Annotated in this window: 13 protein-coding genes and 2 pseudogenes; 11 read left to right on the plus strand and 4 right to left on the minus strand. The window is 69.6% G+C overall.

The genetic code is table 11. The features are described 5' to 3' along the window. Window positions 1–178 precede the first annotated feature (178 nt). A complete protein-coding gene (locus N4G66_RS34315) occupies window positions 179–1,369 on the plus strand; it encodes an acyl-CoA dehydrogenase family protein (RefSeq protein WP_261708197.1) in 1,191 nt (396 codons plus the stop codon). A 51-nt stretch (window positions 1,370–1,420) separates the two neighbouring features. Here the strand turns inward: N4G66_RS34315 and N4G66_RS34320 are convergent, their stop codons facing one another. After that, window positions 1,421–1,858: a cell division protein SepF gene (locus tag N4G66_RS34320; protein ID WP_261708198.1), complete on the minus strand. Its 438-nt coding sequence runs from the start codon at window positions 1,856–1,858 to the stop codon at window positions 1,421–1,423. Between the two features lie 289 nt (window positions 1,859–2,147). Between N4G66_RS34320 and N4G66_RS34325 the strand changes: the two genes are divergently transcribed. The 7 genes and pseudogenes from N4G66_RS34325 to N4G66_RS34355 all read left to right on the plus strand — a co-directional run. Then, a complete protein-coding gene (locus tag N4G66_RS34325) occupies window positions 2,148–3,482 on the plus strand; it encodes a DUF5685 family protein (RefSeq protein ID WP_261708199.1) in 1,335 nt (444 codons plus the stop codon). Between the two features lie 317 nt (window positions 3,483–3,799). Continuing rightward, window positions 3,800–4,078 (plus strand): annotated as a pseudogene (locus tag N4G66_RS34330) (F420-dependent methylene-tetrahydromethanopterin reductase); the annotation flags it as partial. A 4-nt stretch (window positions 4,079–4,082) separates the two neighbouring features. Further along, window positions 4,083–4,865, plus strand: coding sequence for a DUF1684 domain-containing protein (locus tag N4G66_RS34335; protein ID WP_261708200.1), 783 nt, complete (start codon window positions 4,083–4,085; stop codon window positions 4,863–4,865). A 263-nt stretch (window positions 4,866–5,128) separates the two neighbouring features. Continuing rightward, window positions 5,129–6,028 carry a S1 family peptidase gene (locus tag N4G66_RS34340; RefSeq protein ID WP_261708201.1) on the plus strand — a complete coding sequence of 300 codons (900 nt, stop codon included), beginning with the start codon at window positions 5,129–5,131 and terminating at the stop codon, window positions 6,026–6,028. A 221-nt stretch (window positions 6,029–6,249) separates the two neighbouring features. After that, entirely contained in the window at window positions 6,250–7,125 is an 876-nt protein-coding gene (locus tag N4G66_RS34345) for a slipin family protein (RefSeq protein ID WP_261708235.1), read from the plus strand. A gap of 608 nt (window positions 7,126–7,733) precedes the next feature. Then, window positions 7,734–8,816 (plus strand): S1 family peptidase, encoded by a 1,083-nt coding sequence (locus N4G66_RS34350; RefSeq protein ID WP_261708202.1) that lies wholly within the window; start codon window positions 7,734–7,736, stop codon window positions 8,814–8,816. Between the two features lie 110 nt (window positions 8,817–8,926). Then, window positions 8,927–9,251 (plus strand): annotated as a pseudogene (locus tag N4G66_RS34355) (DinB/UmuC family translesion DNA polymerase); the annotation flags it as partial. 88 nt (window positions 9,252–9,339) lie between these two features. Here the strand turns inward: N4G66_RS34355 and N4G66_RS34360 are convergent. Then, the gene (locus N4G66_RS34360) at window positions 9,340–9,714 is read right to left on the minus strand and encodes a cupin domain-containing protein (protein ID WP_261708203.1); all 375 of its coding nucleotides are present in this window, start codon (window positions 9,712–9,714) and stop codon (window positions 9,340–9,342) included. Between the two features lie 105 nt (window positions 9,715–9,819). Between N4G66_RS34360 and N4G66_RS34365 the strand changes: the two genes are divergently transcribed. Both N4G66_RS34365 and N4G66_RS34370 read left to right on the plus strand, forming a co-directional pair. Then, window positions 9,820–10,266 carry a MarR family winged helix-turn-helix transcriptional regulator gene (locus N4G66_RS34365; protein WP_261708204.1) on the plus strand — a complete coding sequence of 149 codons (447 nt, stop codon included), beginning with the start codon at window positions 9,820–9,822 and terminating at the stop codon, window positions 10,264–10,266. Between the two features lie 170 nt (window positions 10,267–10,436). Continuing rightward, window positions 10,437–11,297: an esterase/lipase family protein gene (locus N4G66_RS34370; RefSeq protein WP_261708205.1), complete on the plus strand. Its 861-nt coding sequence runs from the start codon at window positions 10,437–10,439 to the stop codon at window positions 11,295–11,297. Window positions 11,298–11,458: 161 nt separating this feature from the next. Here N4G66_RS34370 and N4G66_RS34375 read toward each other — a convergent pair whose 3' ends face one another. Further along, window positions 11,459–12,523 (minus strand): lytic polysaccharide monooxygenase auxiliary activity family 9 protein, encoded by a 1,065-nt coding sequence (locus N4G66_RS34375; protein WP_261708206.1) that lies wholly within the window; start codon window positions 12,521–12,523, stop codon window positions 11,459–11,461. Window positions 12,524–12,932: 409 nt separating this feature from the next. After that, window positions 12,933–13,115 carry a hypothetical protein gene (locus N4G66_RS34380; RefSeq protein ID WP_261708207.1) on the minus strand — a complete coding sequence of 61 codons (183 nt, stop codon included), beginning with the start codon at window positions 13,113–13,115 and terminating at the stop codon, window positions 12,933–12,935. 157 nt (window positions 13,116–13,272) lie between these two features. Here N4G66_RS34380 and N4G66_RS34385 point away from each other — a divergent pair, with 157 nt between their 5' ends. Then, a complete protein-coding gene (locus N4G66_RS34385; RefSeq protein WP_261708208.1) occupies window positions 13,273–14,079 on the plus strand; it encodes a helix-turn-helix domain-containing protein in 807 nt (268 codons plus the stop codon). Window positions 14,080–14,137 lie beyond the last annotated feature (58 nt).

A 14,137-nucleotide genomic window follows, 5' to 3' on the forward strand; every position in this document is an offset into this window, starting at 1 on the left:
CTCCGCGCCGTTCCCGCTTCGGCGCACCGCCCCCTTCGTGGTGGTCGGCGGGCCTGCTGCCGCCGCGCTCCCGGAGTGCTGTGCGGAAGTGGCCTGGACTTGCGGGACACTGCGTCGTAACGTCGGGTCGAGATTCTTAACTAGCGGTGCTAGTTATTACCCTGCCGGAGGCTGTCGTATGTCCGCGTCCTCGAAGCTGCCGCCCTTCGACCCCGCCGATCCGCTCGGGATCGACGACCTGCTGGACGCGGAGGACCTGGCCATCCGCGACACCGTGCGGAGCTGGGCCGCGGACCGGGTGCTCCCGTACGTCGCCGACTGGTACGAGAAGGGCGAGCTGCCCGGCATCCGGGAACTGGCGCGGGAGCTGGGCGGGATCGGCGCCCTCGGCATGTCGCTCCAGGGGTACGGGTGCGCGGGGGCCAGCGCCGTGCAGTACGGCCTCGCCTGTCTGGAGCTCGAAGCGGCCGACTCCGGCATCCGTTCGCTCGTCTCGGTGCAGGGCTCCCTCGCCATGTACGCCATCCACCGGTTCGGCAGCGAGGAGCAGAAGCAGACCTGGCTGCCGCGCATGGCCTCCGGCGAGATCATCGGATGCTTCGGACTGACCGAACCCGACCACGGCTCCGACCCCGGTTCCATGCGGACGCACGCCAAGCGCGACGGCGGGGACTGGGTCCTCAACGGGCGCAAGATGTGGATCACCAACGGTTCCGTCGCCGGTGTCGCCGTCGTCTGGGCGCAGACCGACGACGGCATCCGCGGATTCGTGGTGCCCACCGACGCGCCCGGATTCTCCGCCCCCGAGATCAAGCACAAGTGGTCGCTGCGGGCGAGCGTGACCAGTGAACTGGTCCTCGACGACGTACGGCTGCCCGCCGACGCCGTCCTGCCCGACGTCGTAGGCCTCAAGGGTCCGCTCGGCTGCCTCTCGCACGCGCGGTACGGAATCGTCTGGGGCGCGATGGGCGCGGCACGCTCCAGTTTCGAGTCCGCCGTCGCGTACGCGAAGACGCGTGAGCAGTTCGGGCGCCCCATCGGCGGCTTCCAGCTCACCCAGGCCAAACTCGCCGACATGGCCGTCGAACTGCACAAGGGCATCCTGCTCGCCCATCACCTGGGCCGCCGTATGGACGCGGGACGGCTCCGTCCCGAGCAGATCAGCTTCGGCAAGCTCAACAACGTACGCGAGGCCATCGAGATCTGCCGTACCTCGCGCACGATTCTCGGTGCCAACGGGATCTCGCTGGAATACCCCGTGATGCGGCACGCCACGAATCTGGAGTCGGTGCTCACCTACGAGGGCACCGTCGAAATGCATCAGCTCGTACTGGGCAAGGCGCTCACCGGGCTCGACGCCTTCAGGTGAAGGCCCCGCTCGTGAAGCCCCGGCAAGGCAGGGCCGGTGAGCGGCCCTGCCTCAGCTCTGGTTGAAGAAACCGTCCGTCTGACGGCTCGCGGCCTCGCCGCTGACGATCTCCGTGTTGGCCGGTGTCAGCAGGAAGACCCGGGTGGCGACCCGCTCGATGGTGCCGCGCAGGCCGAAGGTCAGGCCGGCCGCGAAGTCCACCACGCGCTTGGCGTCGGCGGCCTCCATGGACGTGAGGTTGATGATGACCGGGACGCCGTCCCGGAAGAGTTCGCCGATACCGCGTGCGTCCCGGAAGCTGTCCGGGGTGACCGTGCCGATCCGGCGGCCCTTCTCCTCCGCCGTCTCGGAAGCAACCTTCACGCGCGGGTCGGTGACCCACGCGTCGCCGGAGTCCTGACCCTCGGCGTAGTCGTCGTCGTAGTAACGCTCGTCATCGTTGTCGTCGACGAGGCCAAGCCAGGCACTCGCCTTGCGCACCGATCCCATGGACGCCTCCTCTCACAGCGGTCTTTCGTGCTTCCGCATCCCCATGGTCGTCCATGATGCGGATGTCGCGCCAAGTGGATAGACGCCGCGTGGGGGTTTCGTGACGGTACTGGTGCACAGCGAATCCGTCGAGAGCCCGCGTCCCCCAAGGGTCTTACGGGGTAAGGCTGCTGACTGAGAGTGAAATATGATTTCTTGCGGCGACCGGGTGACGAGCGGTGCGTACGGGTGAATGCGGCGGTCGATACGATGCCGCACCTCAGCGTCGTACGTGTCACGGGGGAGTGTCGTGTTCGGAATCGTGAGGCCCTGCAGTCATCGCCTCGGTGAAGGGCTCAAGACGCAGTGGATGGCGCATTTGTGCGGGCTGTGTCTCGCGCTGCGCGGGGACCACGGCCAGTTCGCGCGGGTGGTCACCAACTATGACGGCCTGCTGATATCGGTTTTGACGGAGGCTCAGGCCGAGCGCGCGACGGGATGGCGGCGCGCCGCCGGGCCCTGTCCGCTGCGCGGCATGCGGACCGCCTCCGTCGCACAGGGCGAGGGCGCGCGGCTCGCCGCCGCCGTCTCGCTGGTGCTCGCCTCGGCGAAGGTGCGCGACCACGTCGCCGACGGGGACGGCATCCTGGCGCGCAGGCCGGTCGCGGTCGCCGCGCGCCGGGTGGCCGCGAGCTGGGGCAGGGCCGGCGCGCGTACGGGGTCCGAGGTCGGCTTCGACACGGCCGTGCTCGTCGACGCGGTGGACCGGCAGGTCGGGATCGAGGCGCTGGCCGGGCCCGGAACGTCGTTGCTGACCGTCACCGAACCCACCGAGACCGCCACCGCCGCGGCCTTCGCGCACACCGCCGTCCTCGCGGGCCGCCCCGGCAACGCGGCTCCACTGGCCGAGGCCGGGCGGCTCTTCGGGCGGCTCGCTCATCTGCTGGACGCCGTGGAGGACAGGGAAACTGACGCCGCGTCGGGTGCCTGGAACCCGCTCACGGCCACCGGGACCTCGCTCACCGAGGCCCGCCGGCTCGCCGACGACGCCCTGCACGGTATACGGCTCGCCCTGCGGGAGGCCGAGTTCACCGACAGCAGGCTGGCGCATGTGCTGCTCGCCCATGAACTGGGCCGGTCGGTGGACCGCGCGTTCGGGACGTCGGGGTGTGGACACCCGGCGGACGGAGCGCATGGGGTGCAAGGAGCGGACGCAGCGCATGGGGTGCGGGGAGTGCATGGAGCGGACGGAGCGCATGGATCGCCTCGCTCCCCCGACTCTCTCGATTCCGGTGATTTCGGCAGTTCCCTCCGTTCGCCGGGCTCCGCGGTCCTGCTCGGACCCGAGGGTTCCTTCGGGCCGCCGCCTCAGCACGGCGGGAATCCGTACGCCGACGGCGGCAACCCCTTCGGCGGCGGGCCGTCCTTCCAGCCTCCGGCCCCCGGCAAGCGCGGATTCTGGGCCGGCTGCGCCGCCGCCATCGGGCTGTGCTGCACCTGCAAGATGTGCTGCGCCGACGAGTACGAGGGGCCATGGTCACGCAAGAAGCGCGAAGGGTGCCTGAACGACTGTGACTGCGACTGCGGTTGCTGCGAGGCATGCCAGTGCTGCGAGTGCTGCTCGTGTTGTGACTGCGGGCTGTAACTGCGGGTTGTGACCGCGGGGTTGTGACCGAGGGCCACGACCGAGGGCTGGGCCGCTGGTTTGACTGCACGTCATGACGGCGGGTTTGAACCCGAGTTGTTACTCCGGATTCGACCGGAGTTCGAACGGCTCGGGCTCGCCGCCACGGTCGGCGCGATCTTCGACGAGCCGTACGAACTCGCCCGCGGGCTCGCCACGCCGGACCATCTCGGCGGGAGCCGGGCGGCCTGGAACGTGGTGACCTCCTCGGATGCCTCCGCCGCGGAGGACCCCCGCCGGGGCGGGGGTCCGGACGCGGGGGACCGCGCGCGGGATTCAAGGACCGGTCCATCCGGCAGACCGTCATCGAGATGTCCGGACGCCGGACGATCGTCGGCACACCGGAGGCGGTCGCCGCCGAACTCGACGAGGGCGTGCGAACGGGTGCCGCCGACGGCTTCGTCCTCGTACCCCCTGCGACACCCGGCGGACTCGACGAGTTCGTGTATTCGGTCCGGAACGCGCCGCTCCGGGAGCGCGGCGCGTTCCGGACCGAATACACGGGCACCACGTGGCGCTCACGCCTCGGCCTGGCCGAGCCCGTATGGAAGGGTTGATCACATGACGACGGACGCACCCGAGGACTGGAAGCACTGGCAGGAGCACCGTGTCGCGACGGTGTCCGCGCCGTACGGCCCGCTCGCGCTCACCGGAACCCACTGGATCGAGGACTATCCGGAAGGGCGACTTCCGGACATCCCCGGGCAATGGGCCGTCAAGGGCGACGGAGTGGCCCTGACAGCGGTCGCCGAGGAAGGGCTCACGGTCGACGGCGAGCTCTTCACCGGCGACATCGTGCTGGACGCCGACTACGGGCCGGCCGGCGGAGCCCGGGTCGGGCACGGGGAGCGGCGGTTCGTCGTCCTGGTGCGCGAGGGGATCTGGGGCGTACGCCGTTACGATCCCGCCGCACCCGCCCGGCAGGCCTTCGAGGGCATCGAGGCGACCCCGTACGACGCGCGCTGGTCGGTGCCCGGACACTTCACTCCGTACGGCGAGGGCCGCACCGTGCGCGTCGAGAACGCCGACGGAGTCGCCCGGGGGCTCGCGCTCGGCGGTGTCCTCGCCTTCACCCTGGACGGGCAGGACCTCACCCTCCAGGTGTCGGTCGAGAGCGACGGCTCGTTGTGGGCCGTCTTCGCCGACACCACCAGCGGGTACGGCAGTTACCGCTTCCGGTTCCTGCGCCCGGCCGCGCCCGGCGCCGAGGGGCACACGACGGTGGACTTCAACCGGGCCGTGCTTCCACCGTGCGCGTTCGCCGACCACTTCGTCTGCCCGTTCCCGCCGCCCGGAAATACGCTGGGCGTGGCCGTCGCCGCGGGGGAGCGCCGATTGGGCTGAGGCCTCCGGGGCGCCCGAAGGCGCGGGGGAAATCTGAAGCCTCCAGTGGTCCGATGATCAACCTCCTTCGTGCGTATGCAAGTTGAACGCTGCACGGCCGAAAGGCGCCCTTGTGCCCGTCGGCCGTGCCGCCGAATACTCCCCCTCAGCGCTTGTCAGGAGCATGGCTTGTTCGGAATCCGGACGGGCAGCTCCCGGCTGCGCCTCACGGGCCCCAACCCCACGACACGAGGGCCCCTTACTTCCCTTCGGAGGAATGAAACGTGAGGATCAAGCGCACCACCCCCCGCAGTGGCATAGCGAGACGGAGTCGGCTGATCGCCGTGACCACCGGACTCGTCGCCGCCGCAGCGTTCGCGGTCCCCAGCGCCAACGCGTCCGACGCCCAGACGTTCAGCGCCACCCAGCTGAGCAGTGCCAAACAGTCGGTACTCAAGTCCGATGTCGCAGGCACCGCTTGGGCGGTCGACGCCAAGACGAACCGTGTGGTCGTCACCGTCGACAGCACGGTCTCGAAGGCGGAGATCGCGAAGATCAAGCAGCAAGCGGGCGGCAACGCGGCCGCGCTCACCATCAAGCACACCCCGGGAACCTTCAAGAAGCTGATCACCGGCGGCGACGCCATCTACGGCGGCTCCTACCGCTGTTCGCTCGGCTTCAACGTGCACAGCGGGAGCACCTACTACTTCCTGACCGCCGGCCACTGCGGTGAGGTCGCCTCCACCTGGTACTCCAACTCGGGCCACACCACGACGCTCGGCACGAACGTCAGCTACAGCTTCCCGACCAACGACTTCGCGCTGGTCCGCTACACCAACACCTCGGTCGCGCACCCGAGCGCGGTCGGCAGCCAGACGATCAGCAGCGCGGCCACGCCCAGCGTGGGCACGACGGTCTACCGGCGCGGCTCGACCACCGGTACGCACAGCGGCCGGGTCACCGCCCTGAACGCCACCGTCAACTACGGCAGTGGTGACGTCGTCTACGGCATGATCCAGACCACGGTCTGCGCCGAGGGCGGAGACAGCGGCGGCCCCCTGTACGGCGGCAGCGTGGCCTACGGCCTGACCTCCGGCGGCAGCGGCAACTGCACCTCCGGCGGTACGACCTTCTTCCAGCCGGTCACCGAGGCGCTGAGCTACTACGGCGTGAGCGTCGGCTGACCGACCGGTCGCGCGACGGACCGGCCGTTCGTCGACTCGTCGACCCACGGGGCCGGCACCCCCCACGGTATTCCGCGCGACCGGACCCGCAGCAGTCAAGCGGGCGAGCCCCCGTACGCAACTGGCGTGCGGGGGCTCGCCCTTGTTCCGGTCACGGAGTTACCTTCGAAGCGCACGCTGTGCACGCCCGGTGCGCCCACGTCGGACCCTGGGGGGCCGTGATGGTCGAGGAACTGGTGGCGGCGGGAGTCTCCGTCGTGTCCGTGGGGCTGGTCTACACGATGGCCGCCGCCCGCGTCGTCAAACAGTACGAACGGGGCGTGGTGCTGCGGCTCGGCAAGCTGCGCTCCGAGGTCCGCCCTCCCGGCTTCACCATGGTCGTGCCCTTCGTGGACCGGTTGCGCAAGGTCAACATGCAGATCGTGACCCTGTCCGTGCCGGCCCAGGAGGGCATCACCCGGGACAACGTGACGGTCCGGGTGGACGCGGTCGTCTACTTCAAGGTGGTGGACGCGGCGAACGCGGTCATCCAGGTCGAGGACTACCGTTTCGCGGTCTCCCAGATGGCGCAGACGTCGCTGCGCTCGATCATCGGCAAGAGCGACCTGGACGACCTGCTGTCCAACCGCGAAATGCTCAACCAGGGGATGGAGTTGATGATCGACAGCCCGGCGATCGGCTGGGGTGTGCAGATCGACCGGGTCGAGATCAAGGACGTGTCGCTGCCGGAGACGATGAAACGGTCGATGGCCCGGCAGGCCGAGGCCGACCGCGAGCGGCGCGCCCGGATCATCAACGCGGACGCGGAGCTGCAGGCGTCCAAGAAGCTCGCGGAGGCCGCCGAGGTGATGTCGGAACAGCCGGCGGCGCTCCAACTGCGCCTGCTGCAGACGGTGGTGGCGGTCGCGGCCGAGAAGAACTCCACACTCGTCCTGCCGTTCCCGGTGGAGTTGCTGCGCTTCCTGGAGCGGGCCCAGTCGGGACAGCCGCCGGTCGTTCCTGAGCGGGCCCCCGATCCCCACCGGCCCGCCGTTCCCGAGCAGGCAGCCGTTGTCCAGCAGCCCGCCGTTCCCGAGCAGGAACCTGACCCCCAGTAATCCGCCGTTCCCGAGCAGGCAGCCGCTCCCCGGCAGCCCATCGTTCCGGAGCGGTCGCCAGCTCCTCAACAGGGAGCCGTGCTGCAGGAGTCGACCGATCCTCAGCAGACGCCCTTGTCCGAGCGTCCGGTCGCGCCCGAGTGGCCCGTCGGCCCTCGGGAGCCGGTCGTGCCGACGGTCGTACCGACTGCCGGGGCAGGTGCCGGGCAGGCGTCGCCGACTGCCGTTCGGTGCTCGAGCAACCGGTGCAGGAGCAACCGCCGGGCGGGGAAACCTCCTTGGACCGATCCCGTGGAGGGGCGATATCAAGACAGGCTCAGATCTCACGGGCCCCGGCGGCGTGAGGCGCGTGCGGTGTTTGCGGTGGGAATCCACGGGGGGTGACCACACACAGTCAGGGTGTAGGACCCGTACGGCTGTTGTCGTACACGCGTCCTGAAGTCGACCTTGTGGGTTCCCTGTGCGTCTCGGAATAGTGGGCGAGGAACAACTGGCATGGACGTGACGGTACGGACTTTTCTGCCGTGCTCAGGGCCCATGCCCGTACGCCTTCCGGTCCCGGAGGTCCCCACAACCTCCCGGACCGACCCCCCACAGGAGGACGTGAGTTGAAGCACCGACGTATATCCAAGAGGCGTGCCCTCATGGCGGGTGCGGGCATAGCCGCACTGGTCGCCGCCGGAGTCACCTTCCAGACTGCGAACGCGAGCGAGGTTCCGAAGGGCTCCGTGCCGCACACCCTCTCCGCCACGGCGGCCGGAAAGCTCGCCTCGACCCTCGGCAAGGACCTGGGCGCCGACGTGGCGGGAACGTACTACGACGCGAAGTCCCGGCACCTCGTCGTCAACGTGCTCGACGAGAGCGCGGCCGACGCCGTCACGGCGGCCGGCGCCAGGGCCAGGATCGTCGAGAACTCCCTCGCCGAGCTGACGAGCGCCCGTACCACCCTCAAGAAGGACGCGACCATCCCCGGTACGTCCTGGGCGACCGACCCGGAGACCGACAAGGTCGTCGTCACCGCCGACCGCACGGTCTCCGGGGCCGAGTGGGCCAAGCTCACCGAGGTCGTCGACGGCCTCGGCGCCAAGGCCGAACTCCAGCGCACGAAGGGGGAGTTCAAGCCCTTCATCGCCGGTGGTGACGCCATCGGCGGTTCCGGCGGGCGCTGTTCGCTCGGCTTCAACGTCGTCAAGGGCGGCCAGCCGTACTTCATCACCGCGGGTCACTGCACCGAGGCGATCTCCACCTGGTCGGACTCCAGCGGCAAGCAGATCGGCACGAACGAGCAGTCCAGCTTCCCGGACAACGATTTCGGCCTGGTCAAGTACACGGCGACCGTGGACCACCCGAGCGAGGTCGACCTGTACAACGGCTCCACGCAGCCCATCGCCAAGGCGGGCGACGCCACCGTCGGCATGAAGGTGACCCGCAGCGGCTCCACGACCCACGTGCACGACGGCACGGTCACCGGCCTGGACGCCACCGTGAACTACGGCAACGGCGACGTCGTCAACGGCCTCGTCCAGACCGACGTCTGCGCCGAGCCCGGCGACAGCGGCGGCTCGCTCTTCTCCGGCGACACCGCGATCGGCCTCACCTCCGGCGGCAGCGGCGACTGCACCGCGGGCGGCGAGACCTTCTTCCAGCCGGTGTCCGAGGCGCTCTCGGTCTTCGGCGCCCAGATCGGCTGACAGCCTTCCCGGTCCGGCCTCCCCGGGAAGCCGGAGCCCCGTCCCCGCGCCCTTCGCGGGGACGGGGCTCCCGGGCTTTCCCGGCCGCGGGAGCCGGACACCGAAAGAAGAAGGTCTGCCGCACGCCGACCCTCACCGTGCGCTACGCCGACCGCTCCGCGACCACCCGCAGTCGCACCCTCAAGGAACCGGCAGCCCACTCCTCGACACCGACCGGCGCCGCGTACCGCATGTACGAGGCGCTCGGCCTCCAACGCGCCAGGGTCCGTGTGATCGCCCTGCGCGCCGAGGGCCTGACCCCCGCGGCGGGGGCCTCCCACCAGCTCGCCTTCCGACCCGGTCGACGAGAAGGTCCGCCGCATCGAGGAGGCCGCGGACCGGGCGCGGGCGAAGTTCGGCCCCCATGTGATCGGCCTGGGGGCGCCGGCCGCGTGACGTCCGTGCGAGGGCGGGCGGCTCTGCCCGGAGGGCGGTCTCCCGTCCCGCCTTCCCGGCGGGGCCGTCCCGCACCTCCGGACAGCCCCTAGTTGGCCCAGGGCGGTGTGAGGACCGAGCCGTCGGCCAGTTCCGCCCGGAGGCCGATGGAGGTGGTGACCCAGGAGAGCGCGGTCTCCCGGGTCGGGTTCTCGATGTCGAGGGTCGCGCCCGGGGTGATGATCACGGTGTCGCCCGCGGCGATCCGCTCGGTGGTGCCGTCGAGCGTCACCAGCAGCTCGCCGGAGAGGAGAAGAAAGATCTCCTCGCGATTGACGGTGTGAACGGGGGCCCGGTGCCCCGCGGGAATCTCCGCGCGCCAGGCGCACAGCTCCTTGCTGCCGCTGTTCGGAGCGGCGTACGAGAAGAAACGGGCGCCGTGGATCTCGTGGACGACGGCTTCGGACGAGCGGACGACGGGCACGGGTGCCTCCTGGGGGCGATTGTATTTGGTCAAGTAGCTTGACCGATTGCTTGGGAATATAGTCAAGCAGCTTGACCAAATCGTCAAGGGTGTTTCAATGCGTGCGTGCAGAACTCCGAGGCCATGGCCCTGTCCGCCGCCCTGCTCGCCACCGCCGGTGAGCTGACGCAACGTATCCATGAGGGCGTGGTCGCCCGCGGGTTCGAGGGGCTGCGCCCCGCGCACGGCTTCGCCTTCGCGCGGCTCGCGCCGGACGGGGCGACGGTCACCGACCTCGCCGCCCATCTCGGGGTCACCAAGCAGGCCGCCAGCCAGCTCGTCGAGGAGCTTGTCCGCAAGGGGTATGTCGAGCGGCGGCCGCATCCCGACGACGCGCGGGCCAGGCTCGTCGTGCTCACCGAGCTCGGGTGGGCGTGCACCCGAGCGGCGGAAGAGTCCGCCGCGGATGCCGTGCGGGCGTGGGCCGATGTGCTGGGAGAGGGCGAAATGCGCGCGTTGTATACGCGTTTGGTGAGCATCGCGCCCTACGGTCCCATCAGGCCCGCCTGGTGACGCTCGGTCGACCAGGGCAGTCGCTCCGGTTATCACTGGAAGTTTTTACTGACGCGTAACTTCACACATCTGCTACTCGACCGTAACTTGACGAGTGAACAGCATGCTCGTGATCCGGATCACAGGGCGTACACCCCCACAACTCCCTTGAGCCGCAAGGAGATCACCCGATGCTGCCCTGGAAGCGAGTGCTCAGACCCCTGGCCGCGCTCCTGCTGACCGCCACGGTCGCAGTCGTCCCCGCCGCCACAGCACAAGCTGATTCCGCCCCCAGTAGTGGCTGGAACAACTACTCCTGCAAGCCGTCCGCCGCACATCCCCGCCCCGTAGTCCTCGTCCACGGGACCTTCGGGAACTCCGTCGACAACTGGCTGGCCCTCGCGCCCTACCTGACCAGCCGCGGGTACTGCGTCTTCTCCCTCGACTACGGGCAGCTGCCCGGGGTCCCCCTCTTCAACGGCCTCGGCCCCATCGACCGGTCGGCCGCGCAGCTCCAGGTCTTCGTCGACAAGGTGCTCGCCGCGACCGGCGCCGCCAAGGCCGACCTGGTGGGCCACTCGCAGGGCGGCATGATGCCCCGCTACTACCTCAAGTTCCTCGGCGGAGCCGCCAAGGTGAACGCCCTCGTCGGTATCGCCCCCGACAACCACGGCACGACCCTCAACGGCCTCGCCAACCTGCTGCCGTACTTCCCCGGCGCCGAGGACCTGCTGTCCGCGGCGACTCCGGGACTCGCGGACCAGGTCGTCGGCTCCGCGTTCCTGACCAAGCTCAACGCGGGCGGCGACACCGTCGCCGGCGTCCACTACACGGTCATCGCCACCAAGCACGACGAGGTGGTCACGCCGTACGACTCGCAGTTCCTGAACGGACCCGACGTCCACAACGTCCTGTTGCAGAACCTGTGCGCGCTCGACCTCTCCGAGCACGTGGCCATCGGGATCTTCGACCGGATCGCGTACCACGAGGTGGCGAACGCGCTCGACCCGGCACACGCCTCCGCCACCACCTGCGCGTCCGTGTTCAGCTGACCGGCTCGGCGGACCACTCGTCCATGGTGGTCCGCCCGGGCATGTCGGCGTGATCGTCGGTCCGTCCGCGTTCCGAACGTATGCGAACGCGGACGGCCGAGCACGCCGCCGGGGGCTGTCCGGCCTGAGCCGCCGGTCAGCCCCCGGAGTCCTACGGCCTCCTAGCGGCCGCGCCTGCTGTCCGGCGTCGCGCGCCGCCGAACCGAGGCGAACAGCGCCGCGGCACCGAGCGCCAGGGCGGCGGCACCGCCGATCGCCACGTACGAGGTGGAGGAGTCGCCACCGGTCTCGGCGAGGCTCCGGGAGGAACCGGCGGCCTCCGGCAGGTTCCCCGCGGAGTCCGCGGACTCCGCGGCGGCCCGGGCGTCCTCGGCCGTCTTGGTGTCCCCGTCGGTCCCGTCGGCTCCGGTGGTGCCCGCGCTCGCGGTCGGCTCCGCCGACGTACTGGCGTCGTTGTCACCATGGCCGTGGTGCTCCACGGTCGACTTGTCGCTGCCGTCCACGATCTGCTGGTCGGACGGCGCGGAGGCGCTCGGCGCGGGGGACGTGCCGCCGCCCGCGCCCTTGCCGCCGCCCGCGTCGGCGCCGCTGCCGCCGAACGCGACATCGGAACACGAGTAGAAGGCCTCCGGGCTGTCCGAGCGCTGCCAGACCGCGTACAGAAGCTGCTTTCCGGAGCGCTCCGGAAGGGTGCCGGAGAAGGTGTAGAAGCCGCCCGAGGCCGCCGGATCGGTGACCGTCGCGACCGGGTGCGCCAGGTCCAGGTCGCCCCAGGCCGGCGGCTGCGACGGGTCGTAACCCGCCTTCGTGATGTAGACCTTGAACGTGCCCTTGTGCGGGGCGGTCACCCGGTACTTGAAGGTGTACGAGCCGCTGCTCACGCTCGTCGCCGGCCAGTCGGAGCGCGCCAGGTCGAGTCCCTTGAACTCGGCATTGCCGGCGCTGCACAGCCTGCCGTCCGGGATCAGCGCCTGGTGCCGCCCGTTCGCCTCGCCGATGCGGATGCCGTTCCAGTCGTAGAGCGCCTGGGTGCCGCCCGCCGCGACGGCCGCCTTGCAGGCATCCGACCTGGGGTTCTCCGGACCCTCCGCGTAGCACTGGGACACCCGGCTCACCGGGTCCCCCATCGAGCCGTGCGCCGAGGCGGGCGCGGCGGCCAGCGTGGACAGGGCGAGCGAGGCGATGCCGAGGACGGCGACGCCGGCGGCCTTGCGGCGTGCGGACATGGGGAACTCCTCGAACGGTCCTGGTGCGTGGGGTGAGTCCCGCATGGCGCTCCGGGCGGGATCCCGTGGGGGTGATCAGAAACTAGCCCCAAGAACCTGTGGAATCGCCTGCTGGAGGCGGGTGATGGAGATCTTTATGGCGCCGTTAAGGCGGGGCTAACGGGGGGCTCAGGAAGGGCGGTTGCGGAGCCCCGCCTCACTTGCGGCCGAGCCGCGAGAACGTCCGTGGCCGTCCGCGTCCGTCCGCGGCGGGATGCCTCGGTTGGCTCCTGGAACGGCTCCCGGCGGGGTGGGCGACAGGGCGGACAGGAACTCGAACCGTCGGTATCCCGTCCCTGCGTGAGCCGCCGATCACCCAGACCGAGGCGCCATCGTCCGGACCGCAACCAGGAGCGTTCTTGTGAAGGAACTAGCCGCTGCTGTTTTCTCCGCCCCCCTCTTCCCGAGCCCGGTTGCGTCGCCGCTTTCGACCGACTGCGGTGAGACCGATATTGCTCAGGGCCACGAGCAGTGCGGACGGTAACTGAGTGAGCAGGCCGCGGCCGATCTCGGCAGCGATCTCGTGCAGGGACATGCCGGTCTCCGTGTTCATCGACGGGTGATGTCACGTTTGTAGGCCGACACTGTTCGCAGATGGCGCAAAATGATTGATGCCGTACGAGGTTGCGTCCTCGTACGGCGAAACTCCCGATGGGAAGCCACCGCAACTCTTACGATCTGCGGAAAGTGCGAAGCGGCAAGGGGGACTTATGACCAGGCCGGACAGGGTGACCACGCAGCAGGAGTTCATCCAGGCGCTGCAGGAGCTGGTCTCCATGACTGGCAGGAGTCCCGAGGACATCGCCAAGCGAAGTGACGTCTCAGGGAACACGGTGCGCGGCGTCATGACGGGGAAGAACTGGCCGCAACTGCGCACCGTGGAACTGCTTGTCCGTGCCTGCGGCCAGGACCCCAGACCCTGGGTGCATGCATGGGCACCGCTGAACGACGCCCGGCCCCAGCCGATGCGGGGCAACAACAAGGAACTGCGGGAGCAGATCGACGCACTCGGGGCCGAGCTGACCGGGCTCCGCGAGCAGGTGCGCTCCCTTCGTGACGCTTTGGAGCAGGGCGAGTGGGGAGACCGGCAGCGCGAACACCGGATGACGAATGCGTACTTCACCTTCCTGACTCAGATGCCGTCCTCCGACTTCAGGCGGGTCGAATTCGACGGCGCCAGGGCACCGAGGAGAAATGCCTCGCCCACGCGTACGTACGCGGAGCCCGCCTACGAGGCGATCGATGTGAACTCCCTCCTGGGCAAGATCCAGGAGCTTGCCACCGTCGAGGGCCTTCCCGGACTGGCCCTGTATCTGGCCACGAGCCAGTTACCCCTGGCGATCGCCACTGTCGCGGTGTACATGGCGCCGCATGGCGCGATCTACAACTATGCCAAGAGCGACGTGGACGCGTACCTCGTCGAGCTGAAGGCTTGTGTGCACCGATATCTACGCGACTGCACGGATGACCAGGCCCTGCCGGCTGACGGAGCCGTGGGGCCTGGGCGGAGCGCCTAGCCGTGCGTCTGCCTGTCGCGCATAGGCACCGCGATCCACATCAGTGGCAGTCGCGGAG

This window comes from Streptomyces rhizosphaerihabitans (assembly GCF_025399795.1).
Taxonomy (GTDB): Bacteria; Actinomycetota; Actinomycetes; order Streptomycetales; family Streptomycetaceae; genus Streptomyces; species Streptomyces rhizosphaerihabitans.

Excerpts from the sequence above, each read along its gene's own strand:
- N4G66_RS34315 (WP_261708197.1), top strand. The coding sequence starts at position 179 with ATGTCCGCGTCCTCGAAGCTGCCGCCCTTCGACCCCGCCGATCCGCTC.
- N4G66_RS34320 (WP_261708198.1), bottom strand. The coding sequence starts at position 1,858 with ATGGGATCGGTGCGCAAGGCGAGTGCCTGGCTTGGCCTCGTCGACGAC.
- N4G66_RS34335 (WP_261708200.1), top strand. The coding sequence starts at position 4,083 with ATGACGACGGACGCACCCGAGGACTGGAAGCACTGGCAGGAGCACCGT.
- N4G66_RS34345 (WP_261708235.1), top strand. The coding sequence starts at position 6,250 with ATGGTCGAGGAACTGGTGGCGGCGGGAGTCTCCGTCGTGTCCGTGGGG.
- N4G66_RS34370 (WP_261708205.1), top strand. The coding sequence starts at position 10,437 with ATGCTGCCCTGGAAGCGAGTGCTCAGACCCCTGGCCGCGCTCCTGCTG.
- N4G66_RS34375 (WP_261708206.1), bottom strand. The coding sequence starts at position 12,523 with ATGTCCGCACGCCGCAAGGCCGCCGGCGTCGCCGTCCTCGGCATCGCC.
- N4G66_RS34380 (WP_261708207.1), bottom strand. The coding sequence starts at position 13,115 with ATGAACACGGAGACCGGCATGTCCCTGCACGAGATCGCTGCCGAGATC.
- N4G66_RS34385 (WP_261708208.1), top strand. The coding sequence starts at position 13,273 with ATGACCAGGCCGGACAGGGTGACCACGCAGCAGGAGTTCATCCAGGCG.